21 protein-coding genes and 1 tRNA gene are annotated in these 26,590 nt (G+C 42.3%); 15 read left to right on the top strand and 7 right to left on the bottom strand.

Annotated features, from left to right (window positions below):
• Nucleotides 1-234 precede the first annotated feature (234 nt).
• Nucleotides 235-687, top strand: a complete 453-nt coding sequence (locus AC37HE_RS10535; RefSeq protein WP_500782796.1) for a hypothetical protein — start codon at nt 235-237, stop codon at nt 685-687.
• A gap of 75 nt (nt 688-762) precedes the next feature.
• Here the strand turns inward: AC37HE_RS10535 and AC37HE_RS10530 are convergent.
• Nucleotides 763-846 (bottom strand) — tRNA-Leu (locus tag AC37HE_RS10530).
• Between the two features lie 253 nt (nt 847-1,099).
• On the opposite strand from AC37HE_RS10530, the gene AC37HE_RS10525 reads away from it, so the two are divergent.
• Nucleotides 1,100-2,374 carry a hypothetical protein gene (locus tag AC37HE_RS10525; protein WP_500782795.1) on the top strand — a complete coding sequence of 425 codons (1,275 nt, stop codon included), beginning with the start codon at nt 1,100-1,102 and terminating at the stop codon, nt 2,372-2,374.
• Nucleotides 2,375-2,394: 20 nt separating this feature from the next.
• Here AC37HE_RS10525 and AC37HE_RS10520 read toward each other — a convergent pair whose 3' ends face one another.
• Complete coding sequence (locus AC37HE_RS10520; RefSeq protein WP_500782794.1) at nt 2,395-4,590, bottom strand: S9 family peptidase; 2,196 nt, start codon at nt 4,588-4,590, stop codon at nt 2,395-2,397.
• 182 nt (nt 4,591-4,772) lie between these two features.
• Here AC37HE_RS10520 and AC37HE_RS10515 point away from each other — a divergent pair, with 182 nt between their 5' ends.
• The 6 genes from AC37HE_RS10515 to AC37HE_RS10490 all read left to right on the top strand — a co-directional run bounded on the left by AC37HE_RS10515 (nt 4,773) and on the right by AC37HE_RS10490 (nt 11,792).
• The gene (locus tag AC37HE_RS10515; RefSeq protein WP_500782793.1) at nt 4,773-5,876 is read left to right on the top strand and encodes a DUF6588 family protein; all 1,104 of its coding nucleotides are present in this window, start codon (nt 4,773-4,775) and stop codon (nt 5,874-5,876) included.
• A 362-nt stretch (nt 5,877-6,238) separates the two neighbouring features.
• A complete protein-coding gene (thrS, locus tag AC37HE_RS10510; RefSeq protein WP_500782792.1) occupies nt 6,239-8,188 on the top strand; it encodes a threonine--tRNA ligase in 1,950 nt (649 codons plus the stop codon).
• 22 nt (nt 8,189-8,210) lie between these two features.
• Nucleotides 8,211-8,768 carry a translation initiation factor IF-3 gene (gene infC / locus AC37HE_RS10505; protein ID WP_500782797.1) on the top strand — a complete coding sequence of 186 codons (558 nt, stop codon included), beginning with the start codon at nt 8,211-8,213 and terminating at the stop codon, nt 8,766-8,768.
• Nucleotides 8,769-8,820: 52 nt separating this feature from the next.
• A complete protein-coding gene (gene rpmI / locus AC37HE_RS10500) occupies nt 8,821-9,018 on the top strand; it encodes a 50S ribosomal protein L35 (RefSeq protein ID WP_500782791.1) in 198 nt (65 codons plus the stop codon).
• Nucleotides 9,019-9,113: 95 nt separating this feature from the next.
• On the top strand, nt 9,114-9,458 hold the full coding sequence (gene rplT / locus AC37HE_RS10495) for a 50S ribosomal protein L20 (RefSeq protein ID WP_107821531.1): 345 nt from the start codon (nt 9,114-9,116) through the stop codon (nt 9,456-9,458).
• A 198-nt stretch (nt 9,459-9,656) separates the two neighbouring features.
• On the top strand, nt 9,657-11,792 hold the full coding sequence (locus AC37HE_RS10490; RefSeq protein ID WP_500782790.1) for a Tex family protein: 2,136 nt from the start codon (nt 9,657-9,659) through the stop codon (nt 11,790-11,792).
• A gap of 24 nt (nt 11,793-11,816) precedes the next feature.
• Here the strand turns inward: AC37HE_RS10490 and AC37HE_RS10485 are convergent, their stop codons facing one another.
• Together AC37HE_RS10485 and AC37HE_RS10480 are read right to left on the bottom strand one after the other, a co-directional pair.
• Nucleotides 11,817-12,011, bottom strand: a complete 195-nt coding sequence (locus AC37HE_RS10485; protein WP_500782789.1) for a PspC domain-containing protein — start codon at nt 12,009-12,011, stop codon at nt 11,817-11,819.
• A 2-nt stretch (nt 12,012-12,013) separates the two neighbouring features.
• Nucleotides 12,014-12,274: a DUF8828 family protein gene (locus AC37HE_RS10480; protein ID WP_500782788.1), complete on the bottom strand. Its 261-nt coding sequence runs from the start codon at nt 12,272-12,274 to the stop codon at nt 12,014-12,016.
• 431 nt (nt 12,275-12,705) lie between these two features.
• On the opposite strand from AC37HE_RS10480, the gene AC37HE_RS10475 reads away from it, so the two are divergent.
• The 6 genes from AC37HE_RS10475 to AC37HE_RS10450 all read left to right on the top strand — a co-directional run bounded on the left by AC37HE_RS10475 (nt 12,706) and on the right by AC37HE_RS10450 (nt 22,380).
• The gene (locus AC37HE_RS10475) at nt 12,706-14,385 is read left to right on the top strand and encodes an alanine/glycine:cation symporter family protein (RefSeq protein WP_500782787.1); all 1,680 of its coding nucleotides are present in this window, start codon (nt 12,706-12,708) and stop codon (nt 14,383-14,385) included.
• A gap of 15 nt (nt 14,386-14,400) precedes the next feature.
• The gene (locus AC37HE_RS10470) at nt 14,401-14,808 is read left to right on the top strand and encodes a response regulator (protein WP_500782786.1); all 408 of its coding nucleotides are present in this window, start codon (nt 14,401-14,403) and stop codon (nt 14,806-14,808) included.
• A 41-nt stretch (nt 14,809-14,849) separates the two neighbouring features.
• Nucleotides 14,850-17,342 carry an endonuclease MutS2 gene (locus tag AC37HE_RS10465; protein ID WP_500782785.1) on the top strand — a complete coding sequence of 831 codons (2,493 nt, stop codon included), beginning with the start codon at nt 14,850-14,852 and terminating at the stop codon, nt 17,340-17,342.
• 91 nt (nt 17,343-17,433) lie between these two features.
• Nucleotides 17,434-18,105 (top strand): YggS family pyridoxal phosphate-dependent enzyme, encoded by a 672-nt coding sequence (locus AC37HE_RS10460; protein WP_500782784.1) that lies wholly within the window; start codon nt 17,434-17,436, stop codon nt 18,103-18,105.
• 69 nt (nt 18,106-18,174) lie between these two features.
• Nucleotides 18,175-19,161, top strand: a complete 987-nt coding sequence (locus AC37HE_RS10455; RefSeq protein ID WP_500782783.1) for a dihydroorotate dehydrogenase-like protein — start codon at nt 18,175-18,177, stop codon at nt 19,159-19,161.
• Nucleotides 19,162-19,176: 15 nt separating this feature from the next.
• On the top strand, nt 19,177-22,380 hold the full coding sequence (locus AC37HE_RS10450; RefSeq protein ID WP_500782782.1) for a PKD domain-containing protein: 3,204 nt from the start codon (nt 19,177-19,179) through the stop codon (nt 22,378-22,380).
• 6 nt (nt 22,381-22,386) lie between these two features.
• Here the strand turns inward: AC37HE_RS10450 and AC37HE_RS10445 are convergent, their stop codons facing one another.
• Nucleotides 22,387-23,361, bottom strand: coding sequence for a PorP/SprF family type IX secretion system membrane protein (locus AC37HE_RS10445; protein ID WP_500782781.1), 975 nt, complete (start codon nt 23,359-23,361; stop codon nt 22,387-22,389).
• Nucleotides 23,362-23,456: 95 nt separating this feature from the next.
• Nucleotides 23,457-24,005 (bottom strand): HEAT repeat domain-containing protein, encoded by a 549-nt coding sequence (locus AC37HE_RS10440; RefSeq protein ID WP_500782780.1) that lies wholly within the window; start codon nt 24,003-24,005, stop codon nt 23,457-23,459.
• Between the two features lie 221 nt (nt 24,006-24,226).
• On the opposite strand from AC37HE_RS10440, the gene AC37HE_RS10435 reads away from it, so the two are divergent.
• Nucleotides 24,227-25,579, top strand: a complete 1,353-nt coding sequence (locus AC37HE_RS10435) for an MATE family efflux transporter (protein WP_500782779.1) — start codon at nt 24,227-24,229, stop codon at nt 25,577-25,579.
• Here the strand turns inward: AC37HE_RS10435 and AC37HE_RS10430 are convergent.
• The coding region (locus AC37HE_RS10430) for an ABC transporter ATP-binding protein (protein WP_500782778.1) at nt 25,576-26,590 on the bottom strand (1,015 nt) is incomplete at its 5' end. The genes AC37HE_RS10435 and AC37HE_RS10430 overlap by 4 nt on opposite strands.

Raw genomic sequence — 26,590 nt, 5'->3', positions numbered from 1 at the left:
TAATTTTTTTAGCGTGGGGCATTCGTCAAATTGTATTGCAAATATTACAATAATATTAGCAATAAAAAGCCACAAGCAATTGATCTTTCGGCCAGTGCACAGCAATGTGGCTAAGCGCATCCCTACTATTTTGATCGAATTGCTAAGATCATTATCTCATAAACTGTTTTGAAATGCTGTGTGGTCTGAAGCAATTGAAACTTTGTGACGTATAAAATTACATAGCATTCTAACATGAAAAGAACTCTATCCTATATTTTAGTCTTTTGCACTCTACTTATTAATTTTTCATGTAGAAACACTCTGCTAATTACAAAAGATGAAATAGGGCAAAAGAAAACAGACAGAGAAGTTCTTATTTTAAAAGCAGCAAACAAAACCTACGAATTGGGTAATTATAAATTAGAATCCGAATATATAGAAGGAGATATTTATAAAAAGACTACCCATACTAGAACTACCAAAGGTGACTCAAATTTCATTGTAGTAATATTAGATTCTGATTACTCTATCATATCCGAAGAATTTCCAATTAAAGGCGTACAAATTCCCAATTCAGTAATTGATAAAATTGAATATAAAAAACTTAATGTCCCACTAACAATACTTACTGTTAGTGGAGTTTTAATCCCTATAATAGTTGTAATATCAAATAATAACTGGTCTTGGTCTTCACCGTTTAGATAATATGACATTGTTGGGTAAAGTTCGGGCAAATAAAAAATCCTAACCCTGATAATCAATGGGTTAGGATTTAAATTGTGCCCAGAACAGGACTCGAACCTGCACGTCCAAGCGGACACTAGTCCCTGAAACTAGCGCGTCTACCAATTCCGCCATCTGGGCAATAATTTATTTGCTTTTGTGCCGACGTTTCGACTGCAAACCTTCACTGGGTGTTCCCCTTAAAGGCGATGCAAATATAGAAAAATTTTGTTCGGTGATATCGCCACTATTAAAAAATATTACGGTTTTGTCTAATTTTTTGAGTTGCCTCATTTGACCGATAATTCTCAGCTATTCGTCGGAAAGAGCAAGGAGGCTGAAACAGAATTGATTCTCTTTGGTATCAGAAAAAGGAGGCTCAAAAATGGATCAAATGATAATAGCAAAAGAAGATATTTTGAATTGCTGGAATGCTTGCTCTTCCGATTATTCCAGTCAGCTGTACCGATACTGTCAACAGGAACAACAGGTGAATGAGAAGCAGTTTGAGAAATTAGTGAAAAGTATTCAGAAGAAAGCTAAGAAAGCCAATGGATCCTACCAGACCCTGCGGTTGCAAAAGGAGGCTTTGTTGCAGGATCTGGCTGATTTTTTTCGTCATGTTTTTGGGTACAACGATGATCAACTACAGCTAATAATTTCGGAACCGATGTTGAAAAGCTCCTGGAAGTTCCTTAAAGCGGCTCGTCTGTATGACCCGGAATTGAAGATTGAGGATGCCTTTCAAGCCATGCGAAATGTATGGATCATGAATGGACTACAATTGTTGATGGGCCGGGAGGTTGAACTGACGACTTCGGTTTTTGCCTATAGTATGTTGTATCCTTACACCGATAATTATTTGGATGACACGAATATTTCAAAATGGGATAAAATTGCTTTTGTCGATCGTTTTGCCAGTCGTCTTGGGGGGGGATTAGTTGAACCTCAGAATTGTCATGAGGAGCGGATTTATGCGATGGTGGAGTTGATCGAGGAGGAGTGGGACCGTGCTTTATTTCCGGAATTATACCAAAGTTTGCTTGATATTCATACGGCTCAGGCAAGTAGTGTTCAGTTGATAGCAGGATTGTCAGATTTGGATTTTGATGAGCGTTTAGCGATTTGTTTTGAAAAAGGAGGAACTTCTGTTGTTGCCGATGGCTTCTTGTTGTCGGGGAGAATACATGAAAACGAAAAGACCTTTTTATATAGTTATGGTGCATTTTTGCAGCTGATGGATGATTTTCAGGATTTGACAACCGATACCAGTGACGGAGTAATAACTGCTTTTGCTTTGGCAGCTAAAGACGGGAACCTCGATAACCTTTGGAATCAAGCATTGGCTCTTGGCAAAAAGGTGATTGAGCAGGCTGAGTTTATGCCTTCAGAACTGGTTCCGGTGTTTCAATCTTTGATGCAGAAAAGTGTTAACCTGTTTATGGCCGATTCTGTTCGAATAAATGAGGCTTTCTATTCAGAAATATTTGTCGTAGAAATGGCAAAGTGTCTGCCGCTTGGGGCAGAGTTTATTAAGAAGAAAACAGGTTTGTTTGACCTTATGCAGAACCCGATGTTTGAAAAAATTCTTCAGCAAGCCATCTCGATGACCGGTGATGATGAGTTTCGGTTTTTGCATAAAAAAAGCCTGTTGAGGCAACAGGCTTAAGACTGACCGATCGGGATCAGTTATTTCATTAAATTCATTTTTAAAAAGTTGGTCATTTTGTTGTAAAGGTGTATTCGGGTGTTTCCGCCATGAATACTGTGGTTTCGGTTGGTATAAATCGCCATGTCGAATGGAATACCAGCTTGCACTAAAGCTTCTGAAAATTCCATACTGTTCTGAACATGAACATTATCGTCGGCAGAACCATGAATCAGTAGCAGATGTCCCTTAATTTTATCGGGATGTGAAAGCGGTGAATTATCGTCGTAGCCATCCGGGTTTTCACGAGGTGTACGCATAAAACGTTCGGTATAAACGGTATCGTAAAAGCGCCAGTTTGTTACCGGAGCTACTGCAATGCCCGCCTTGAAAATATCGCCACCTTTTTCGAGGCTGAGCAGCGTCATAAATCCGCCATAGCTCCATCCCCAAATTGCCATATTATCTTTGTCGACATATGGAAGGCTTCCCAGGTATTTTGCTGCTTCAACCTGGTCGTCCGATTCATATTTGCCTAATTGTTGGTAGGTGCATTTGCGGAATTCCTCGCCACGCGCACCTGTTCCACGCGGATCAACACAGGCTACCACAAAACCTTCCTGAGCCAGGTAGTTGTACCAGTCTATGCTGAATTCATCCAAAACCTCTTGTGAATTAGGACCGCTATATTGGGTCATCACAACCGGGTATTTTTTTGTTGGATCGAAGTTCAACGGTTTTATCATCCAGCCATTCAACTCATCGCCTTTCGATGTTTTGAACTTAAAAAATGCTCGCTGGCTGATGTCATAGTTTGCGATTTTATTTTGAAGTGCTTTGTTATCTTCCAGCACACGAATCAGCTTGCCATCATTGCTGTGCAAGGTAGTCTGTGTGGGAGTTGTAAGGTTGGTGAAGGTGTTTATATAGTATTGAAAACCACTGCTGAATTCAGCATCGTTTGTACCAGCTTTAGAACTAAGTTTTCCTTGCTTTTTGCCGTCCAGACTTACGTAGTAAACCTCGCGTTGCATAGGGGATTCCTTAGCTGCCTGGTAATAAAAAATCTTTTTCTTCGGATCAAATCCGTAAAATTTAGTGACATCAAAATCGCCCGTGGTTAACTGGCGAACCTCATATCCCTGGCGATTATACAAATAAAGCTGTGAAAAGCCTGACTGTTCGCTGTTGATGACAAGGTAATCATTGTCCGGGAGAATGGTGAAATCATCCAAAAACTCTTCAGCTACGTAGCGCTTGTTTTTTTCACTGTAAAAAGGACGGCTGTCGCCTGTAAATGGGTTGACTAACAGAACATCCAGCTGGTTCTGTCTCCGATTCAGTCGCATGACTGCCAGGTCAGCTGCATCGGCCATCCACTTAATGCGCGGTATGTATTGGTCAGTTTCCGTCCCCACATCGGCTTTAAGGGTTGTTTTCGATTTTATGTCGTAAACATGTACACTTACGATTGAATTCTTTTCTCCGGCTTTTGGGTATTTATAGGTGTATTCTCCGGGGTAGAGTGCATTTTGCTCCAAGCTGGGTGCCATCCCTTTATACATGGTCATCGAGTACTCGGGAACTTCGGTCTCATCAAAACGAATGAAGGCTAAAAACTTGGAATCAGGAGACCATGCAAATGCTTTGTTGAAGCTGAATTCCTCCTCATAAACCCAATCGGGAGCTCCGTTAATGATTTCGTTTGCTTTCCCATCGGTTGTTACCTGGCTTTCGGTACCAAATTTCAGACTTTTTACAAAAAGGTTGTTGTCTCTAACAAAGGCAACGCGTTCACCATCAGGCGAAAAAGTTGCCAGTTGTTGTTTCCCCTTTTCCGAGAGCGGTTTAAGCTCTTTGGTTACCGAGTTCCAGATATAATATTGTGCGGTGAACGATCTTCTGTAAATTGGTTGGCGGTTTGTAGTCAGAAGAATTTTCGTTTCATCATCACTGAATTCGTAAGCCGAGAAATATTGGATAGGCGCATTTTCGACTGTTGAAAGGTCGAAAATGACCGCTACTTTCTCTCCTGTTTTATAGCTGTATTTTACAATTTTACTTCCATTTTCGAGTGTCGAATAATGCAAGCCGTCTTTCATCGAATACAGCCCATTAACCTCTTTGGGGAGGAAGGTCCCGTATTGTTGAACGTCTTCAATGGTTATTTTTTGCTGACTAAATACAGAAGTGCCCAATCCCAGAATCAGGGCTAAGAGAAATAAAAACTTGTACATGCTAAACTATTTTAGGAATCCTTAAAACAGGGAAAATTTTTGCAATTAAAAAAGAATAAAGGTTGCGAAATAATGCTTTTGCGTTTAAAATATCGCATCGATGTTACTCGTTTATTAAAAAAGATAGACAACGCTTTTCAGTTTAACAGAATTTTGTATTATTGATCCAGAAATCAATCTCAATGAAAACGATGAAGAAAATTTTGTTGGCAGCGATCCTGCTGGTTGGCGGATTGCGCCTGTCTTTTGCACAGTCGGACGTGGCTGATTTGCTGCGCTTTGGAACGCATGATGCAAATTTGTTGATTAAGTCTTACATCGCACCTTATGCAAAAGGACTCGGTGTGGGAATGAATAACTCCTGGTATTTTACTGCCGAAACACATAAGCTATGGGGCTTTGATTTGGCGTTTTCTGTTAGTGCTTTTCAAGTGCCCGGAGAAGACAAAACTTTTGATGTGAATAAGTTGGGCTTGAAATATTTGTATGCTCAGGACGGAAATAGTATGGCCTCAACGGCTGCGGGTAGCGGAAGTGGAGTAACCTTGTATTATGATGTTAAGGATCCGAATACGGGAAATGTAATTGGAACGGTGCCCTATTTTTCTACTCCGGGAGGTAGCGAATTTGATTTGGTTCCGGTACCAATTATTCAAGCCAGCTTTGGTTTGTTGCCTCATACCGACATTATTGGACGTTATATTCCGAAGGTAAAGTTTGATCTTGACAATGAAAAAGCAGATGTTGGTTTGTGGGGTATTGGCTTGAAACACAACATTCGCAAATCATTGCCTTTCATCAAACATTTACCGATTGATATTTCCTTGTTTGCTTCCTATTCTCAAATCGATGGTGAGTCTACAATTCATTTCGATTACGAAGATTATGGCTTTTCAAATCCGGTAGGCTATACGCCGGATGAAAATCAAAAAGGAAATCTTGTTTCGAAGAACTTCAAATATGGACTCATTGTATCGAAGAAACTTTCAGTAATTACCTTTTTTGCATCGGTTACGGGGAACAGCAGTAAAACATCCTTCGACATTTTGGGACGATTTCCGATGCCTGATCCGGAACTGCTGGATATAAATTCCGGAAGTATTAATGATTTATTAGCAAGTGCCATGACTGATGTGAAAGACCCTATTAGCCTGAAATATAAGGATACATATATTGGTGTTGATGCCGGGTTTCGCTTAAAACTGCTTTTCTTTAGCTTGTTTGGCTCGGTTGCTAAGTCTGAATATGTTACTTATAATGGCGGTATTAGTTTTGGCTTTCGTTAATAGAATGCTCGTCTAAAAAGATAGGAAAAGGCGCTATTGATGGTGCCTTTTTTGTTGACCTGGAAATAATTGGGTTCTATTCAATAATAGATCAATACTTTTTTAGTGTCCCCGTTAAATTTTGAAATGTACCTTTTTGTTTGCGATCAAATTTCAAGCCTGCTGGCTGTTCATATCATGTCAACGGCTTTTATCGGGCATAAATTCAGAAGAAATCATTTCAAACACACTAGAATGATTATCTTTGCAGGCTGAAAAGCCGACTCGGCTCAAGGTTGAATGGTCTGTTAGATCAGTTTCCCTTCCGACGGCATTTCTGCAATTAATAAAGAGGTTATTACCTGATATACGAAAATTGACAGATGATAAAGATTACATTACCTGACAACAGTGTCCGCGAATATGAAAGCGGTGTTACCGGCCTTGAAATTGCCAGTTCGATTAGCAGTCGTTTGGCAAAAGATGTACTGGCCGTTTCAGTAAATGGTGAAGTTTGGGATTTGAACCGTCCCATTAATCAGGATTCAGCTATCAAATTGTACACGTGGGACGATCGCCAAGGAAAAGAAACTTTCTGGCACTCGTCGGCTCACTTGATGGCTGAAGCAATTGAATTCTTTTATCCGGGTACGAAATTCGGAATCGGACCAACTGTCGATACAGGATTCTATTATGATATTGATCTTCCGGAGGGTAAGCAATTAACCGAAAAGGATTTAGTTCAAATCGAAAAGAAAATGATTGAACTGGCTCGTCTGAAAAACAACATTGTTCGCAGCAGCATCAGTAAGGATGAAGCCATGAAGATGTTTACAGAGAAGCACGATGAGTTGAAGCAGGAACTGATTAGTGAGTTGGAAGATGGTACAATCACGCTCTATAACCAAGGTGGTTTTACTGATTTGTGTCGTGGACCTCACTTGCCAAATACATCCTACATTAAAGCCGTGAAATTAACGGCAATTGCAGGTGCATACTGGCGTGGCGATGAAAAAAATAAAATGTTGACCCGTGTTTACGGGGTGACATTCCCCAAACAAAAGATGTTGGATGAATACCTGATTTTGCTGGAAGAAGCGAAAAAACGCGACCACCGCAAAATTGGTAAGGAAATGGAATTGTTCACCTTTTCACAAAAAGTGGGACAGGGGCTGCCATTGTGGTTGCCAAAAGGTACACAGCTACGATTGCAGTTGGAAGATTTCCTGAAAAAGGTGCAAAAGAAATTTGGCTACCAGCAGGTAATGACTCCGCATATTGGGGATGTGGCTTTGTATAAAACATCCGGTCACTTCCAAAAATATGGAGCAGATTCATTCCAAACGATCAAAACTCCGGCTGAAGGTGAAGAGTACATGTTGAAACCAATGAACTGTCCGCACCACTGTGAGATTTATGCCAGCAAACCACATTCATATAAGGATCTGCCGATTCGATATGCTGAATTTGGAACTGTTTATCGTTACGAGCAAAGTGGTGAGTTGCATGGTTTAACTCGTGTGCGTGGCTTTACCCAGGATGATGCACACTTGTACTGTCGTCCTGATCAGTTGAAAGATGAGTTCAAGAAAGTGATCGATATTGTATTCATCATTTTCAATAGTTTAGGATTGGATAATTATACGGCTCAAATTTCATTACGCGACCCGAATAATCCGGATAAATACATCGGTTCCCCAGAGAACTGGGATAAAGCAGAGGCTGCAATCATTGAAGCTTGTGCCGAAAAAGGGTTGGAGACCGTTACCGAGTTGGGCGAAGCAGCTTTCTATGGTCCAAAATTGGACTTTATGGTTAAAGATGCGTTGGGACGTAGCTGGCAGCTTGGAACAATTCAAGTTGACTATAATCTTCCGGAACGTTTTGATTTGGAGTATATCGGTGCTGATGATAAGCGTCATCGCCCGATTATGATCCACCGTGCACCTTTCGGATCAATGGAACGATTTGTGGCAGTGTTAATTGAGCATACGGCGGGGAAATTCCCATTGTGGTTAACACCGGATCAGGTTGTGGTGCTTCCGATCAGCGAAAAATATAACGATTATGCTCAAAAAGTTTCAGATTATCTAAATAATTCCGATATTCGCAGCCTGATTGACGACCGGAATGAGAAAATCGGTCGTAAAATCCGGGATAATGAGTTGAAACGCATCCCATACCTGCTGATTGTCGGCGAAAAAGAAGCTGAAAACGGTAGTGTTTCTGTTCGCAAACAAGGCGAAGGAGACAAAGGAAGTATGACGATGGAAGAGTTTGCTCAGTTCCTGAATGAGGAAGTAAAAGAGCAATTATCAGCATTTTATAAATAAAAAAGAATAGGAGGTTTTTCTTATCGCAGTCAATAGGCCAAATCGCAGAGGTGGACGTGTTGATACAACACCTCAGCATCGATTAAATGAGAGAATTCGTGCCCATCAAGTACGGGTTGTGGGTGATAACGTTGAAAATCAAGGTGTCTTTTCCTTAAAAGAGGCATTGGCTTTGGCCAAAGAGATGGAATTGGACTTGGTTGAAATTTCACCTAATGCCGATCCGCCTGTATGTAAGATTATCGACTATCAAAAGTTTCTTTATCAACAGAAAAAGAAACAAAAAGAAATGAAGGCTAAAGCCGTGAAGGTGGTCGTGAAAGAAATTCGTTTCGGTCCGCAAACCGACGAGCACGACTTCCAATTCAAGTTACGGCATGCTGAAAAGTTTTTGAACGAAGGCGCTAAAGTAAAAGCCTATGTATTCTTTAAAGGGCGTTCAATCCTCTTTAAAGAGCAAGGTGAAATTTTGTTACTGAAATTTGCCCAGGCTTTGGAAGAATTGGGTAAAGTAGAGCAAATGCCTCGTTTAGAAGGAAAAAGAATGACCATGTTTATTTCACCTAAGAAGAAAAAGTAAGACGAATACGATTCGCAACTTTAAATTCTTTGAATATTTAAATTAGGACAAGATGCCAAAAATGAAGACCAATTCCGGTGCAAAAAAACGGTTTAAATTAACCGGTACCGGTAAATTGAAAAGAAAACATGCTTTCAAAAGTCACATTTTGACTAAGAAAACAACTAAGCAAAAACGTAATTTGACTCACGCTACTTTGGTTGACAAAGCAGATGAGAAAAACGTTAAGCTGTTGCTTTCAATGAAGTAATCTTTTCAATACAAGAAAAATTAGAGTTTTTAACAAAGTGAATTAGCCATTACAAGTGCCTGTTTCAGGACGCTAACCGCTTAAAATTTAGAATTATGCCAAGATCAGTAAATCATGTAGCATCTCGGGCTCGCAGAAAAAAAATCCTCAAGCAAACCAAAGGTAATTGGGGTGCCCGCAGAAACGTGTGGACGGTAGCAAAAAATACTTACGAAAAAGGTTTACAATATGCTTACCGTGACCGCAAAGCCAAAAAACGTAACTTCCGTGCCCTTTGGATTCAGCGTATCAACGCTGCGGCTCGTATGGAAGGACTCAGCTATTCTCAGTTGATCGGTTTGTTGAAAAAAGCAAACATCGAGATCAACCGTAAAGTTTTAGCTGACTTAGCTGTGTATCAACCACAAGCTTTCAAAGCTATTGTTGATAAGGTGAAATAACAATCACTCGAAAAAGGTCGAAATAAACATAGAGCCCTGTTCCGAATTCGGAACAGGGCTTTCTTTTTACAGCCTGCTGAATGACCCAATTGAAATGACGGATTCAGCTTGCTCATTGACCATTGCCTTGCCAATTGTGACTTTGACTGAATACTGCGAAAATTCTGCTATCTTCGAAAGCATTTTCAAAATTGATCAATGACTTCAGAAATCATTCAACTTATAGCGGGCAAACTCAATCTTGCCTCGCACCAGGTAAAGAACACAATCGATTTGCTAAATGATGGTGCTACTGTTCCTTTTATTTCGCGTTACCGAAAAGAACGAACCGGTAGCATGGATGAAGTACAGGTGGGCGCTGTGAAAGATGAAAAAGCTAGGTTTGAGGAGTTGCTTAAGCGGAAAGAAACAATTCTGAATACTATTCAGGAACAAAATCAGCTGAGCGATGAATTACGTGGTCGTATTGAAAAATGCTGGGATAATACCGAGCTGGAAGATATTTACTTACCTTACAAACCGAAGCGTAAAACCAAAGCTAGTATCGCTCGCGAAAAGGGATTGGAGCCATTGGCGAAGATCATTATGAAGCAGCAAGAGCGTGATTTGGAGTATAGGGCACAGCCGTTTGTGAAAGGAGAAGTAACTTCTTCGGATGATGCTTTATCGGGAGCTCGCGATATTATTGCCGAATGGATCAATGAAAATGAGAAAGCGCGTAATATGGTTCGCAGGGCATTTGAGCTTGGAGCTGTAGTACGAAGTAAAGTTGTAAAAAATAAGGATGAGGAAGGTGCAAAATATCGCGACTATTTCGATTGGGAAGAGCCGCTGAAGCGTTGCCCGTCTCACCGTCTGCTGGCGATGCGTCGTGGAGAGAGTGAAGGTTTTCTGCGCCTGTCAATCGCGCCGGATGAAGCAAATATTCTGGAACGCTTGGATCGTTTTTTCATTCGTTCCAATAATGAGTGTGGAGAGCAGGTGGCATTAGCTTTGAAAGATAGCTACAAGCGACTATTGTCGGCTTCTATGGAGACTGAATTCTCTAACTTATCGAAAACGAAAGCCGATCAGGAGGCTATTCAGGTATTTGCTGAAAACCTTCGCCAGTTATTGCTGGCTGCACCGCTTGGTCAAAAGCGGGTTTTGGCTATCGACCCGGGTTATCGTACCGGATGTAAGGTGGTCTGTTTGGACGAACAAGGGAATTTACTGCATAACGAAACCATCTATCCGCATAAGCCACAGGAACAAGTCAAACAATCGGCACGAAAGCTGACTTCACTGGTAAGTGCTTACCAGATTGAGGCGGTTGCTATTGGCAATGGTACAGCCAGTCGCGAAACCGAGCATTTTGTGAAGAAGTTACGCTACGATCGCGATTTAAAAGTGTTTGTCGTTTCGGAAGATGGTGCTTCGGTTTATTCAGCATCCAAAGTTGCGCGCGACGAGTTTCCGCAGTACGATGTAACTGTTCGCGGGGCTATTTCTATCGGACGCCGCTTGATGGATCCCTTGGCTGAGTTGGTGAAAATCGACCCCAAATCGATTGGCGTAGGGCAGTACCAGCACGATGTGGATCAGAAGATGCTGAAGGAAAGTTTGGATACGGTGGTCGAACTGGCAGTGAATAAAGTTGGTGTGAATGTAAATACTGCATCCAAACACTTGCTGACTTATATTTCAGGTCTTGGACCTCAATTGGCTCAAAATATTGTTGATTTTAGAAAGGAAAATGGCGCTTTTGGTTCGCGCAAGGAATTGATGAAAGTTCCGCGAATGGGAGCAAAAGCTTTTGAACAGGCTGCTGGCTTTCTGCGTATTCCTGATGCTGAAAACCCGTTGGATAATTCGGCCGTTCACCCCGAATCGTACACTGTGGTCCAAAAAATAGCCAAGGATCTAAAATGCTCTGTTGCCGAGTTGGTTGCCAATAAAGAGCTTATTGAAGCTATAGATCTGAAAAATTATGTATCTGGCGCAATTGGTTTACCCACTCTGACTGACATCAAAAACGAGTTGAATAAACCGGGACGTGATCCGCGCAAAGGGATCAAAGTGTTTGAGTTTGCTGACGGAATTTTTAAAGTTGAAGATTTGCAGGTGGGTATGGTGCTTCCTGGAATTGTAACCAATATTACCAAATTTGGAGCATTTGTAGATGTTGGCGTAAAGCAGGATGGCTTAGTACATATTTCCATGTTGGCTGATCGTTTTATTAGCGATCCGAACGAAATTGTAAAGTTGCATCAACATGTAAAGGTGAAAGTACTTGAAGTGGATTTGGTGAGAAAAAGAATACAGCTAAGCCTGAAGGATGTTCCTCAGGATTAGCTGCAACAAAAAAATTGTGAAGATCTAACGCTCGGGCATAACCACCCACAGAATAATATATACCAGAATTCCTGGAAAACCGATACTTGCCAATGAGAGGATCACGTAAATTACGCGAACCAGAGTTGGATCCATGTCCAGATGTTCGGCAATGCCGGCCAAAACACCGGCAATCATTCTGTCGTTCGAGCGTGTTAGTCTTTTTTTATCTGTATTCATGATTAATCTTCGTCATCTTCATCTTCACCATAAAGGTTTTCCTGACTCTCAAATTCATCGTCAAGGAATGATTCAGCATCTTCCAGTAATGCTTTAATGACATCTTCTGATACAGGTGGTTCACTCAACCAATGTACCTTCTGGTTTGTCCAGAAATCTTCGATGTCACTCTCCACAATAAATTTTGGCTCTTCGGTGTGGACAACATAAATTGTGTCAGGACATTCCTGAGAATTGTCTGCTAATAAAAATTTAGGTAGCATAATGTAATTGTTTAATTATTACTAAAACAAAAATAGAGAAAAACCAATTCAAATACCGGTTCGTGTATGTTTTATTTTCATTCGAGTTTTTTATGAAAAAGGTTTTAGAAAAGCGGGAATAAGTTCATCATTTCAACTTTGCGTTACGTAACCCCGGTCTGTTATAAACTGAAGTTGGTTGAAGTCAACAGAATCTTGAAGTTTTTCCCTGAAAGGAATCCTATTTGACTGCGTTATTTGCGATGTTCCGGCAGTAAATATCTGGCGGTGGAGATGTGATAATTGGGTTCTAGATTCACACTTATTTCATTTTTCATGGGGATATGTCATCTTATTTCCAGCTTCGGTAAATAAAAGGTGAAATTTGAGTCGATAATTTGAGTTGGCAGAATCAAAATGCTATTTTAGTCCCTCACTTTTAAAATCTATGTATGTCGAAGCTGAATGATATTCTTGCCTTAATTGACGGATATATTGGAGGAAGTTCCTGGTTTGTTTATTTATTATTGGGAACCGGTTTGTTTTTTACCATTTACCTGAAGTTCCCGCAATTTCGCTATTTGAAATATGCTTTGCGTATTGTCCGCGGAAAATTTGACCGTGATGGCGATGCCGGTGATACTTCTCACTTTCAGGCTTTGACGACAGCCCTTTCAGGAACAGTAGGAACCGGTAATATTGCCGGTGTTGCTTTAGCCATTCACTTAGGAGGGCCTGCTGCTTTGTTTTGGATGTTGATGACTGCTCTCTTAGGGATGACAACCAAATTTGTGGAAGTAACGCTTTCGCATAAGTATCGAGAAAAGACTGATGACGGGACCATGGCCGGAGGGCCGATGTACTACATGAAAAACCGGCTTAACATGAAATGGTTGGCTGTCATTTTTGCGATTGCAACGGTTTTGTCATCTTTTGGTACAGGAAGTCTTCCGCAAATTAACTCCATATCGAATTCTCTGTTTGCAACATTTGGAATTAATAAGATCCTTACAGGAGCGGTGCTGGCTTTATTGCTAGCCTTTGTGATTATTGGTGGTATCAAGCGTATTGCGAAAGTAACATCCCGCTTAGTACCGTTAATGGCATTGATTTATTTTGTTGGAGCAATAGCTGTAATTTCGTATAACTACGAAAATATTATTCCTTCAATCATTTCTATTTTTAGCGATGTCTTTACCGGAACTGCTGCAACAGGTGGTTTCCTGGGGGCTGGTTTTGCATTCGCATTTAACCGTGGTGTGAACCGCGGTTTGTTCTCCAACGAGGCAGGACAAGGATCTGCACCAATTGCGCACGCCGCTGCCCGTGCACACGAGCCTGTCTCTGAAGGATTAGTTGCCTTGCTTGAACCATTCATCGATACCATTATTATCTGTACCCTGACCGGATTGGTTATTCTTTCCTCCGGTGTATGGAACCACAAATATGAAAATCAGTTCCAAACAACAGACCTCGTGGTTATGAATAGAGTTTATGATGAGGCTAATACGGCCGATCAGAAAGATCTGCACGATTTTCTTTTGGGAAGAACTGAATTGCCCGAATTTACAGGTGAATTGAATGTTGTCGATGGAAAAATAATGAACCCTTTGACTATTATTCATGCCCGTTCGGTAGCCGAAGATGTTGTCGTTATGGACGGTGAATCACCTTATACAGGAACTATTCAGGTAACAAATGGTGTGGTTCCGTTGACTATCAGTCAAACTTTCGAAGGGAAATCGCTGGTGCATAGTGCTCCGTTGACCACGATTGCTTTTACAAAAAGCTGGTTCGGTACCTTTGGACAATACATCGTTGCGATTGGTTTGTTATTGTTTGCATTTTCTACGGCCATTTCGTGGAGTTATTATGGCGACCGTGCGATGACTTTTATGTTTGGATCGAAAGCCGTAATTTATTTCCGCGTTGTTTATGTGATTGGATTTTTTCTGGCTTCATTTACTGATACGACAATTATTTGGACCCTGTCCGGAATTACGATAGCTTTGATGACCATTCCGAACTTGTTCGGTATTCTTTTGTTACGCAGGGAAATGAAGGCGGAAGTGAAAAGCTTTTGGGTGGAATATCAGGATCGTTTCCCTGATGAGAAAGTTCCCCGGGATTAATTAGATGCTTGTTTAATGTTAGACGAAGAAAATTTGAAGGGCTTAAGGTTGCTGATTGCTGATGACAGCCCGTTGAATCATCGGGTTGTAAGTCTTTCCTTACGGGGACAAATATCTCAGATTGATAGTGCGTATGATGGTTTGGAGGCTTTCGAAAAGTACAAAAAGAACCCTTATGATATTATCCTAATGGATTTGCAGATGCCGGTAATCAATGGTTGCGAGTCTGCAGCACTTATTCGCCTGTTCGAGATCGAGGAGAAACTGCCAACGAAGTGTCTCATTATAGCGATGACTGCCAGTGATTTTGACGATAATATTCAATCCTGTTTGGATAAAGGAATGGATACTTATATCGGTAAGCCATTTTTGGTGAGCAAATTTCTGAAGATTCTGAACGAACGATTTAAACCCTTGGCATAACCCTTAGTTCTTGCTATTTTTGCGCCTGCAAAAAAGAAGCAATGACGAAAATATATCCGGATAATTTTGAAGTAAAAATAGGTTTCGACCGAGTTCGCGAGTTGTTGAAGGGGATTTGTTTAAGTCCGCTTGGGCAGGAGCGTGTCGATGAAATTGAATTCATGACCAAACCAGGTAAACTTGGTTTTGAGCTGGCGCTCACCGACGAGTTTGCCAAATTGTTGCAGGATTCCGAGAACTTTCCAGCCAATTATTTTTACGATATGCGTTCAGCCCTGGCAAAAATAAGGACTGAAGGTCGTTTCATGGACGTGAATGAGTTATTTAACCTCAAGCGTTCTCTGGAAACGATTATGGCGATTGTTCGGTTTATCAAGCAGCAAAAAGAAGAGAATTATCCAACTTTAAAGAAGTTACTGGAGCAAGTGCAGGTATTTCCTTATGTGAAAGATCGAATTGATCGAATTTTGGATCAACATGGGAAAATACGCGATAATGCATCGCCCGAGTTGGCTCAAATCCGTCGCGATCTGTTTGCCAAACAAGGAAGTGTTTCCAAACGTCTGCATGCTATTTTGAAACAAGCTCAACGCGATGGTCTAATTGAAGACGATGCCAGCGTTTCAATTCGAGATGGTCGTCCTGTCATTCCGATTTCTTCGGCCTTAAAACGACGGATTAGCGGAATTGTCCACGATGAATCTTCTACAGGTAAAACCTCCTATGTTGAGCCGGCCGAGGTGGTCGAACTAAACAACGATATCCGCGAATTGGAATATGCTGAGAGGCGGGAGATTGTTCGGATTCTGGTTACGTTTGCCGATGATATTCGTCCGTATCTGGACGATCTGCTCGGGCAATATGACTTTTTAGGCACCATCGATTTTGTACGTGCAAAGGCTCGGTTGGCTAATCGCATGGAAGCAATAAAACCGAAAATCAATTGGGAGAGCCAGTTGGAATGGGTGAATGCAGTTCACCCGCTTTTGAAATTCAACCTGGAAAAGGAAAACCGAAAAGTTGTTCCACTCAATATAACACTTACTCAAAAAGATCACCTGCTACTTATTTCGGGACCAAATGCCGGAGGTAAATCGGTTTGCTTGAAAACGGTAGGGCTTCTGCAGTATATGCTTCAGTGTGGTTTGCTGATTCCTGTTCACGAAAGTAGTATGGCAGGTATATTCGACCAAATCTTTATCGATATTGGCGATGAACAATCCATTGAAAATGACTTGAGTACTTACAGTTCTCACCTGATGAACATGAAGTACTTTGTGAAAAACACAAACGAAAAAACCTTGGTGTTGATTGATGAGTTTGGAACCGGAACCGAGCCCATGCTTGGAGGTGCCATTGCTGAAGCAATCCTGAATCAACTAAATAAATCCGGCACATTTGGGGTAATTACAACACACTATACCAATTTGAAGCATTTTGCATCGGGTTCGGAAGGGATTATTAACGGGGCGATGATGTACGATGCACATCGCATGGAACCCTTGTTCCAATTGGAGATTGGCAAACCTGGTAGCTCGTTTGCTTTTGAAATTGCCCGAAAGATTGGCATGCCCGAGATTATTCTGCAGGAGGCAACCGATAAAATCGGGAAGGATCATATCGACTTTGATAAACACTTACGCGATATCTTGCGCGATAAACGTTATTGGGAGTCCAAAAGACAGCGGATCCGTCAGGTCGAAAAGACGCTGGATGATGTTTCGGGCCGCTATGAGGAAGATCTGAAAAAGCTGAATAACCAGCGAAAACAGATTTTGGAAGAGGCCAAAGTTGAAGCTGCAAAAATTGTAGCTGAGGCCAACAAAAAGGTGGAGAATACCATTCGTGAAATACGCGAGAGCCAAGCCGAGAAAGAAAAGACTAAAGCCATTCGTAAACAACTCGAAACCTTTAAAGAGGAAGTTGTTGAAACAAGTGCCGAACAGGATGAATGGATCACCCGGAAAATAGAAAAGCTCAAAAATAAGCAGAAGAAACGCAAAGAGAAAAAAGAGAAGACTGCCAATGAACAACCGGTGAAAATGATCCAACCGAAAGAAAAGAAAGAGCTGGAGGTTGGTGATAAAGTTCGTATTGAAGGGCAGGACACAGTTGGCGAAGTTCTGGAGTTGGGCGATAAAAATGTGATTGTTGCTTTTGGGCAGTTGCGTACTTCGGTTGGCCGGAATAAACTGCAGATTATCTCGAATAATGAAGCCAAACGGGAGCAAAAGGTCTATAACCAGACTAAAGCAAATGTCAATAAAAATCTGTCGGAAAAACGTCTCTCTTTTAAACCCGATATCGACATTCGCGGACAGCGAGCAGATGAAGCATTAGCTAATATTCAGGCCTTTATTGATGAGGCCATCATGTTGAACGTTCATGAACTTCGTATCTTGCATGGTAAAGGATCCGGCATACTGAAGGAAGTGATCCGTAATTTCCTGAAAGCTGATCCGGCTGTGAATTCTTTTCGGGATGAACATGTCCAATTTGGAGGAGCAGGAATAACGATTGTTGAATTAGGATAGATTACAACAATTTATCCCCCTAAAAAACGCTAAAAGTCAGGGACGTTTTACGTGCTGTTTTATAGATTTGTATGGCAATTCAAAAAATAAGATGGGAGTAGCAGAAAACATTTTAAAGTTGAAAAGCGAATTAGCTGAAGGTGTAACCTTGGTTGCTGTGTCGAAAACTAAACCAAACGAAGATATTGTCGCAGCCTATGAAGTTGGACAGCGTATTTTCGGAGAGAACAAGGTTCAGGAGTTGACGACAAAATACGGGGAACTACCCAAAGATATCGAGTGGCATTTTATCGGGCATTTGCAAACCAATAAGGTCAAATATATTGCACCTTTTGTAAGTCTGATTCACGGTATCGACTCGCTGAAATTACTGAACACAATTAACAAAGAAGCTGCAAAAAACAACCGAACCATTAATTGCTTACTGCAGTTTCATATTGCAGAGGAAGAAAGTAAGTTTGGTTTGAGTCTGGACGAGGCTAAAGAGATGTTAAGCTCAGCGGAATTTGTAGCGATGAAAAATATTCAGGTATGTGGAGTTATGGGCATGGCTACTTATACCGACGACGAAATGCAGGTGCGTAAAGAGTTCAGACAGCTTAAAAACATATTTAAACAGATTAAAGCTGAATTCTTTGGAGAGAAAGATTCTTTTTCTGAAATTTCCATGGGCATGTCGGGCGACTACCAACTGGCAATAGAAGAAGGTAGTACAATGGTTCGCGTAGGCAGCTTTATTTTCGGTCAGCGCTACTATCATTGATTGTTCCGGCGAGCTATTAAAATAGAAAATGGTAAAAAACCAATATCAATTAATTAACGAGTAAGTTATATGAAGAAGTTAGATACGACATATTTGGGTTTGAAACTGAAGAACCCGATTGTTGTGGCCAGTTCGGGCCTAACGAACAGTGTTGACAAAATTAAAGGATTAGAAGAAGCAGGTGCTGCAGCAGTGGTGTTGAAGTCGCTTTTCGAAGAGCAGATTAGTGGTGAAGTAAGCCATTTAATCTCTAAAGACCCGCAAAACAGCTATCCGGAAGCAGAAGATTACATTCGGAACTACACCCGTCAAAATACAGTTACTGCTCATTTAGAGCTGTTGAAGAAAGTAAAGAGTGAAGTTTCAATTCCTGTAATCGCCAGCATTAATGCGGTGTCGGCAAGTGAATGGACCAGTTTTGCCAAAGACTTTGAACAAGCCGGTGCAGATGCTTTGGAGTTGAATATTTTTTATGTGCCAACCGGCCGTAACGAAAAACCGGAAGAAATAGAACAGCTTTATATTGATATTTTGAGTAAAGTAAAGGCTGAAGTGGCAATCCCTGTTTCAGTTAAAATTGGTTTCTACTTTACAAACCTGATTTCGTTTGCTGAGAAACTAATGGCTAACGGAGCGGCTGCAGTAACCATGTTTAACCGTTTCTATGAGCCGGATATCGACATTGATAAGTTGGAGTTGACAGCCTCTGAAGTGTTTAGCTCTCCGGCCGATATTCGCCGTTCTTTGCGTTGGGTGGGATTGGCTAGTGCTGCTCTTCCAAAGTTGGAGATTGCTGCATCGACAGGTATCCACGATGGAGAAGCCGTTATCAAGCAATTGTTAGCAGGAGCCCGCGTTGTTCAGGTTTGCTCGGCCATCTATATTAATGGTGCTCAGGTAATCGACGGAATGGTGAGAGATGTGGAGAAGTTTATGAAAAAATGGAACTTCAGTACGGTTGATGATTTCCGTGGTCGTTTGTCGTATGCAAAGCTGCAAGACCCGAAGATGTATGAGCGTGCTCAGTTCATGAAATATTTTTCGAATAAAGCATAAACAAGATCACATAATATGAAAAGCCGGGTGTTATTGCTGACATTATTGATATTAACATCCGGCTTTTCTTATGCCCAATCGGAAGCAATCGAGATTGTGCCAGGTACGAGGAACTCAGTTACTTTTTGTAAAGATTCTGTCCGCTTTGAAGAAGGACTTGTTAGCCTGGTTGGTGATTCTGTTTACGATGGTCTAAAAGTTTCGATCGCTAATTTCAAAGCAGGAGCCGAACGTCTTGCTTGTTCGGATCACAGTTCTTCCATCAGCGTCAATTGGGCAACCAGCAATGGAACCTTGCAGCTAAGCGGAGCTGCTTCTGCCGCTGAATATGAAGCGGCCATCGCCAACATTATCTACATTAACCTCAATGCCATACCCGATACAGCCACGAGGCAAATTGCTGTTAGTTTGCTTGATGCTGATTTCTTACCTGAAACGGGGCACTTTTATCAATTTGTTCAGCAATGGGATATAAAATGGACAGAGGCCAAAGTGGCCGCCGAACAGAAGAATTATCGCGGTTTACAAGGCTATTTAGCAACGATAACCTCCAAGGTTGAGAATGATTTTATCTGGACAAAGATCAGTGGTGTTGGCTGGATTGGTGCTTCTGATGCCAATAAGTACAGTAAAGAAGGGGACTGGAAATGGGTAACCGGCCCCGAAGCAGGAACCTTGTTTTGGAGAGGAAATTATAACGGATCTGCTGTAAATGGCGAATATTCGTATTGGAGTAATAATGAGCCTAATAATTTCTATACAGATATTAATGGAGGAATTGGAGAGGACTATGCCCATATCACCCAAGATCCAACACAGCCGCTAAAGTCGTGGAATGATTTACGGGATGAGGGAGATGGGCCAAACTCTCAATATTACCGACCCAAAGGCTATGTGATTGAATATGGCGGAATGCCCGGAGACCCGGAGCTAAGTCTTTCTGCTTCATTCCAAATTAAAATTCGAAAACCGATTTTTAGTTCTGTCGTTGATCAAACGATTTGCAAGAATGACTCGGTTGAGTTAAACCATTTTTATGCGGGGAACTACAGCTGGACACCAGCAGAGGGATTAAGCAGTCCGGATTTGCCCAACCCAATGGCCTCGCCAACAGATACAACGGTCTACAAGGTCATTGCCGATTACGATGGTTGTGTTGATTCTGCCTTTTATACTGTCCGTGTTAAGCCGGTTCCTGTCTTCGACTTGGGGGAAGATCTGGATCTTTGTATGGGCGATTCAGTATGGTTGGATGCAACACCATTGAACAGCGAAGGAATGGAAGCTTATCGCTGGAACACCGGAGCCACCACTGAAAAAATTCAGGTTGGAGCCACCGATCGATATGCTGTATTAGTTACCAATCGTTTTCAATGCTCAGCGACTGACACAATTGAAGTGACGACTCACGCATATCCGAAAATTGTGATTGCGGATAAAGATTTGCTCACTTGCGATTCCCAGCAGGTGCAAATAGGCGGTTCGGTTGATAAAGGTTCAATTCGTTGGACAGCAGGGAATGATTTGAGCTTTGACGACGCAGCAATTTCAGACCCGACAGTCCAGTCGGCTGATACGGGATCATTTCAGGCTTATTTGCAGGTAACCGATAATTATGGATGTATGAGTCAGGATACGGTTCAACTTCACTTTTACGACACCCCAACTACCGAAATAAGTATTGATTCGACCACCTGTTCCGGTTATTCACTGGATGTCGCTTATACCGGCAATGCTTCTTCAAACGCCCTGTTCAGTTGGTACTTCCCGGATACGCTATATACCGAAGGAAGGAACTTGAATCAGTTAACGATTGCCTTGGGCTATCAACAAACCAATCAACGGCAGCTGGGACTTCAAATCAATGAGTCGGGTTGTCGTACAAAGTTGGATTGGACGCCTGTTCATGTAACACCAAACCTGACTATAACAGCTGATGTTACCGAGGGGTGTATGCCGCTCGAAACGAAGTTCCACGCTACGACAACAGAATCTATCAAGAGCTATAGCTGGAATTTTGGCGATGGAGGAGAAGAGCAATCTGCATTAGATAATATAACGCATAGCTATTCTACGGATGGTGTTTACGATGTTAGTCTGGCAGTTACTTCAGCAGAGGGCTGCGAGAATTCGGGAACGATGAAGGACTTTATCACTGTTTTTCCAATAAAATCTGTAGAAACAGATATTGATCCGAATCGTTGTTATCCGAACGAATTTGAAGTAAATTATACGGGAACCGGAACAGTGGCTGATACCTACCATTGGGATTTGTCGGAGCTGGACCCGGATGAAATTCTTACGAATCCGAACACAACAATAGGGCCTCTGGAAATTAGCTTGAAACATAAACCTGAAGTCGCAATTGGCCTTTGGGTTGAGTCGGATAAAGGCTGTCGGAGTGAGTTGAAAACCTTCAATATAAAGCGCAAGCCTTGGTTTGAAATAGCTGCTGATACTACGACCGGTTGTTCTCCTTTAACGGTCAATCTCTCCGCTATGCCGGTCGATCCGGTTGATCAATTGAACTACAGTTGGAACACCGGTTTGCAGGATGGTGTTACCGGTCAACAAATTGCGACGGAATATACCGATCAAGGTCGGCAATATGTAGTTTCGGCAATCGCTACATCAGCCTTGACAGGTTGTGCTGATACGATGCAGCTGGATCAGTTAATCGAAGTGTATACTGACCCGGTTGCTGATTTTGAGCCGGATCGTTCGGAACGTTTGATTTCGGATGCCTTATTCAAATTCAATAACAACAGTAGTGGTGCCGAAAGTTATGAGTGGGATTTTGGCGATGGATCTACCTCATCAGATACTGATCCGGAGTATCGCTACACCCAGGTTGGGTGGTTTCGGGTAAACCTTTTAGCTGAAAGTGAATTTGGATGTCTTGATACCACAAGCCGTAAAGTATTGATCGCTCCTGAAGATCTGTTTCCACCCAATGCCATCAACCCGAACAGTGCGAATCCTGAAAACCGGGTTTTCCTGCTTGCTGCCGATGCGGTTCAGGGGACAGGCTATGACATGCGGATCTACAACCGCTGGGGAGAGCAGGTTTTTGAGTCGACCGACAAAACTGTTGGTTGGGACGGTAAGATGGGAAATGGCAGTTTTGCGCCTGCGGGCGTTTATGTGTGGGTTCTGAATTTTACCGACGTAATGGACAAAGCTCATCAGCAAAAAGGAACCGTGACATTGGTATTTTAGCGTCTTCTACAAGGATGGAATGAGCAAAGATGCTCGTTTGCTTCTCTTTTCGCCTGTAAAAAAGATCAAGGATATTTCGTGAGCTCCGTAGGAGTAGTTACTTAGTTGCGATAGGCTGTGGTCGTAACTATAGCCCAGTTTGAATTTTGGACGCATAATACCGAACATCAGGATTAATGACTCGGGCTGAATACCTGATGTTTGCCGGTACCAGATGCCCCCGGCAAAGGATTTCTCCAACAAGTACATGCCCAGGTTCAGTTGGCTAAAGTTGGCTTGGCGTTGGTAAATTAGATTGGGCGATAAGGTAAAACGACGTGCTAGTAAGCCACGGTGCCAGCGGTAACTTTTGGCTCCGAGATGTACTGTAAATTTTAGGGGTAGTTTTCCCCTGTGGTCACCAATGAACATCGATTCATCAGGCTGACTTAAATGATCTACTGCAAGACCACCATAGAATGAGTCGAACTGTCCGACGAAGCCAACACTAAAATCGGGATAAAGTAAGCTGGCATTTTCGGGTATTTCTTCGCTTCCAATATAGCGTTCCCCGGTCAATTGGTTGATCATGTCGGGGAAGACTAAATTTTGATAGTCCAGATTTTTATAGGTGATGCCGGCACTAAGTCCCAGGTCGAAAAAGAAACGCGGATTAAGTTTTATGTGATGTGAATAGAGCAGGTTGAGGCTCATTTTCTCGACTATGCCATTTCGCTCGTGACTGTTGTGCGCCTGAAAGCCCAGGCCACCTCTCATCTTTTCGGAATAACGATCTACGGCTACCGAATAGCTGGCGTAAGTAGAACCTTGTTGTGGCCATTGATTACGGTAGTTTACCGAGATTCGTGTTTGGTCGGATGTGCCGGTAAACCCCGGATTTAAATAAAGTGGGTTGGCATAAAATTGTGAGTATTCAGCATCCTGAGCCTGCAGGGAATAAAAGGCACATAGCGAAATAAAAATCACAAAGATCTTTTTCACAACTATCAGTTCGTTTTTAGGTTTGTTCGTTCAAGTCGAGCCTAAAAATAACTGATATTTAATCAATTCCTAAATTTTGAGACTGATTTTGTTCCCTAATAAGTTTGTGGTTCAATACCTTGTTCCAATATCTGTAGAAATTCGATCACTTCCTCTAACATCTCCTTTTTATCCTCACTAACCGAAGGAAGGGCATTTTCAATCTTTTTGATTTCCTGCTCGCAGGTCGCCATCGCAATTTTACCGGTCATGTTGGTGATTACAGTGTGAGCTTCGAGGGCAACCATGAAATCGTGTTCAATCATCAGGTCAACAAACAAGGGAAGGTAATCGATGTAATCCATGCCATTCTCCCAACAGGCCGATACCAGGTATTGGAGCTCCTGAGCATAGCTTTTGTTTTGAATTGCTTCAATGATCGAGGGTATGGCGTCGCTTTGCTTCAGCTCGGACAACAAGCGAGCAATTCGTCGTTTAATTTCGTCGTTGTTCGTCGAATGAAGAAGCTCGAACAGAAAAGGAAGGTAGGCCGAGTTTCCTGATTCACTGAGTTGATCAAGTGTTTCGGAAACGATTTCCGCATTCCCTGATTGTAAGTTCTGAACTGTATTTTCATTAACCTTTTTCTGTTGTTCTGCTGTCATGGTTTTGTGTTTTTCGAGATTGCTGCAAAGTTAGAACATCAACTATAAACCTGAGATGGATTCTAAAATATTTTCACAGTTATTTTAGAATCCGGCTCAGTTTATATAAAATCAGTTTTTGTTGATTTGAATGTTTACTTTTGTACGAACTTTTTTGTTAGGTGTCACCATTAGGGATGCTTTTCAATGAAGATTACCCACTAAACATAGCTGGTGAATTTATGGAAAGGACAAAAGAACTGGGCGAAAAACATGTTGGGCGACTTATGCTTAAGTTTTTCATTCCCGCTTTTATCGGTGTTTTTGTAAATGCTTTATACAATATTGTCGACCGGATCTTTATTGGTCAGGGTGTTGGTGCGTTGGCGCTGAGCGGTGTTTCCGTTATTTTCCCGGTTATGTTGGTGATGATTGCTTTTGGCATGCTGATCGGTATTGGTGCCAGTGTGTTGGTGTCAATCAACATGGGGCGGAAAGATATGGATCGTGCCGAGAAAGTATTGGGCAACAGTTTCGCCTTAATGATTATTGCCTCTGTTTTAATTACGGCATTAGGCTTTGCGATTAAAGGGCCTATGTTGCGGATGTTTGGAGCAACGCCCGAAACGATGAGCTATGCCAACGACTATCTTAATATTATCCTGGTTGGTGTTATCTTTCAGATTGTCGGCTTCTCGCTGAATAATGTGATTCGTTCGGAGGGAAATGCCAAAATTGCGATGTACTCGATGTTGATTAGTGCCGGAACAAACACCATCCTGGATCCCATTTTTATTTTTTGGCTTGGCATGGGGGTAAAAGGTGCTGCTTATGCCACGGTAATTTCAATGATTGTGCTGGCCGTGTGGGTGCTGTTGCATTTTAACAGCAAGCGATCGGTTGTTAAAATCCGACCAAAGTATTTCCGGATGGAGGGTGAAATCATTAAAGAGATTTTGGTGATTGGTATGGCTCCGTTTTTTATGCAGATTGCCAACTCAGTCGTTCAGGGGCTGATAAATACCAAGCTGATTAGTTTTGGCGGCGATTTAGCGGTGGGGGCGATGGGTATTGTAAACTCGGTGGCAACTATGATCATCATGGCCATTGTTGCCATTAATATGGCATCCCAGCCAATTATCGGATTCAATTACGGCGCCAGGTCTTTCGATCGGGTTCGCGAGGCACTGCGATTATCCATTATATCGGCAACAGTCATTTCCGTTTTGTCGTTTATTGGCATTCAGCTTTTCCCCGATCTGATTGTGCGCTTTTTCAATTCCGAAGATTCGAACTTACTGGCTATTGGCCGGCAGGGATTACGTTTAGGCTTATTGGCACTACCATTGGTGGGCTATCAGGTTGTTGTCGGCAACTTTTTTCAATCCATCGGGAAAGCCAAAATTGCGACGGTGCTAACCTTATTACGGCAAGTCATCATCCTGATTCCGTTACTTTTTATTCTTCCCGACTTTTGGGAGCTCGACGGTATTTGGATCGCCATGCCAATCTCCGATTTTTGTTCCGCAGCAATTGTCCTTTACTTTATCCGGCGCGAATGGCTCAGGCTCTCTGTGCCTGTTGAGGGTTATTAACTGGTAAATTGCAACTCGCTCAGGCTATAATACAAACCATTGGTATCCTCTACTAATTGCTGGTGTGTTCCTTTTTGAATGATTTTCCCTTGTTCCAAAACCAAAATCTGGTCGGCCTGGCGAATGGTGGAAAGTCGGTGAGCAATAACAACCGATGTTCGTCCTCGCATCAGTCTTTCCAAGGCATCCTGCACCTGTCGTTCCGACTCAGAGTCTAAGGCTGAGGTGGCTTCATCCAAAATCAAAATCCGTGGGTTTTTCAGCATGGCACGAGCAATGGCAATGCGTTGGCGCTGCCCTCCCGATAGCTGGATGCCACGTTCACCCACAATGGTGTCGAGCCCGTTGGCCGTCGCTTCAATAAACTGCCAGGCATTGGCGTTGCGGGCAGCTTCAATAATTTCAGCCTCGCTTGCACCATGGTGTCCATAGGCAATATTTTCGCGAATGGTGCCGCCAAACAGGAAAACGTCCTGGGGAACAACGGCAATCTGCTGGCGCAACTCAGTGAGTGGTATGTTGCGAATATCTTTGCCGTCGAACAGAATTTGCCCGGCCGAAACTTCATAAAAATGCAACAGCAGGTTCACAATGGTCGACTTACCCGCACCGCTGGGGCCTACCAGTGCAATTTGCTGGTTGGCTTCAATGTTAACCGATATATTTTGAAGGACATCCGTTTCTTTGCGGTTGGGGTAGTGGAAGCTCACATCTTTGAATTCAATACGACCATTCAGCAGGTTTTCGGGAGCAATGGTTTTTTGTGCTTCCACCGACTCGATGGGCTCGTCCAGAATTTCAAGCAGATTCTCAGTGGCACCGATGGCCTTCTGCAAACGGGCATAAACATCGGCCAAGCCACCCATCATTCCGGCAATAAAAGCACTGTATAAGACGAACGAAAACAGCTGCCCCGGATCAATCTGTCCGCTCGAAATCAGGATGGTTCCTCTCCAGATTACGGCAACCATGGCCCCGAACATGCCTACAATCATGAAGGCTGAAAACCAC

It is taken from the genome of Mangrovibacterium sp. (assembly GCF_059905295.1).
The sequence above is the reverse complement of the archived record's forward strand: the minus strand, read 5'-3'. Positions and strand labels throughout refer to the sequence as shown.

Coding starts and splice junctions, on each gene's coding strand:
- AC37HE_RS10535 (WP_500782796.1), top strand. CDS start 235: ATGAAAAGAACTCTATCCTATATTTTAGTCTTTTGCACTCTACTTATT.
- AC37HE_RS10525 (WP_500782795.1), top strand. CDS start 1,100: ATGATAATAGCAAAAGAAGATATTTTGAATTGCTGGAATGCTTGCTCT.
- AC37HE_RS10520 (WP_500782794.1), bottom strand. CDS start 4,590: ATGTACAAGTTTTTATTTCTCTTAGCCCTGATTCTGGGATTGGGCACT.
- AC37HE_RS10515 (WP_500782793.1), top strand. CDS start 4,773: ATGAAAACGATGAAGAAAATTTTGTTGGCAGCGATCCTGCTGGTTGGC.
- thrS (WP_500782792.1), top strand. CDS start 6,239: ATGATAAAGATTACATTACCTGACAACAGTGTCCGCGAATATGAAAGC.
- rpmI (WP_500782791.1), top strand. CDS start 8,821: ATGCCAAAAATGAAGACCAATTCCGGTGCAAAAAAACGGTTTAAATTA.
- rplT (WP_107821531.1), top strand. CDS start 9,114: ATGCCAAGATCAGTAAATCATGTAGCATCTCGGGCTCGCAGAAAAAAA.
- AC37HE_RS10490 (WP_500782790.1), top strand. CDS start 9,657: ATGACTTCAGAAATCATTCAACTTATAGCGGGCAAACTCAATCTTGCC.
- AC37HE_RS10485 (WP_500782789.1), bottom strand. CDS start 12,011: ATGAATACAGATAAAAAAAGACTAACACGCTCGAACGACAGAATGATT.
- AC37HE_RS10480 (WP_500782788.1), bottom strand. CDS start 12,274: ATGCTACCTAAATTTTTATTAGCAGACAATTCTCAGGAATGTCCTGAC.
- AC37HE_RS10475 (WP_500782787.1), top strand. CDS start 12,706: ATGTCGAAGCTGAATGATATTCTTGCCTTAATTGACGGATATATTGGA.
- AC37HE_RS10470 (WP_500782786.1), top strand. CDS start 14,401: ATGTTAGACGAAGAAAATTTGAAGGGCTTAAGGTTGCTGATTGCTGAT.
- AC37HE_RS10465 (WP_500782785.1), top strand. CDS start 14,850: ATGACGAAAATATATCCGGATAATTTTGAAGTAAAAATAGGTTTCGAC.
- AC37HE_RS10460 (WP_500782784.1), top strand. CDS start 17,434: ATGGGAGTAGCAGAAAACATTTTAAAGTTGAAAAGCGAATTAGCTGAA.
- AC37HE_RS10455 (WP_500782783.1), top strand. CDS start 18,175: ATGAAGAAGTTAGATACGACATATTTGGGTTTGAAACTGAAGAACCCG.
- AC37HE_RS10450 (WP_500782782.1), top strand. CDS start 19,177: ATGAAAAGCCGGGTGTTATTGCTGACATTATTGATATTAACATCCGGC.
- AC37HE_RS10440 (WP_500782780.1), bottom strand. CDS start 24,005: ATGACAGCAGAACAACAGAAAAAGGTTAATGAAAATACAGTTCAGAAC.
- AC37HE_RS10435 (WP_500782779.1), top strand. CDS start 24,227: ATGGAAAGGACAAAAGAACTGGGCGAAAAACATGTTGGGCGACTTATG.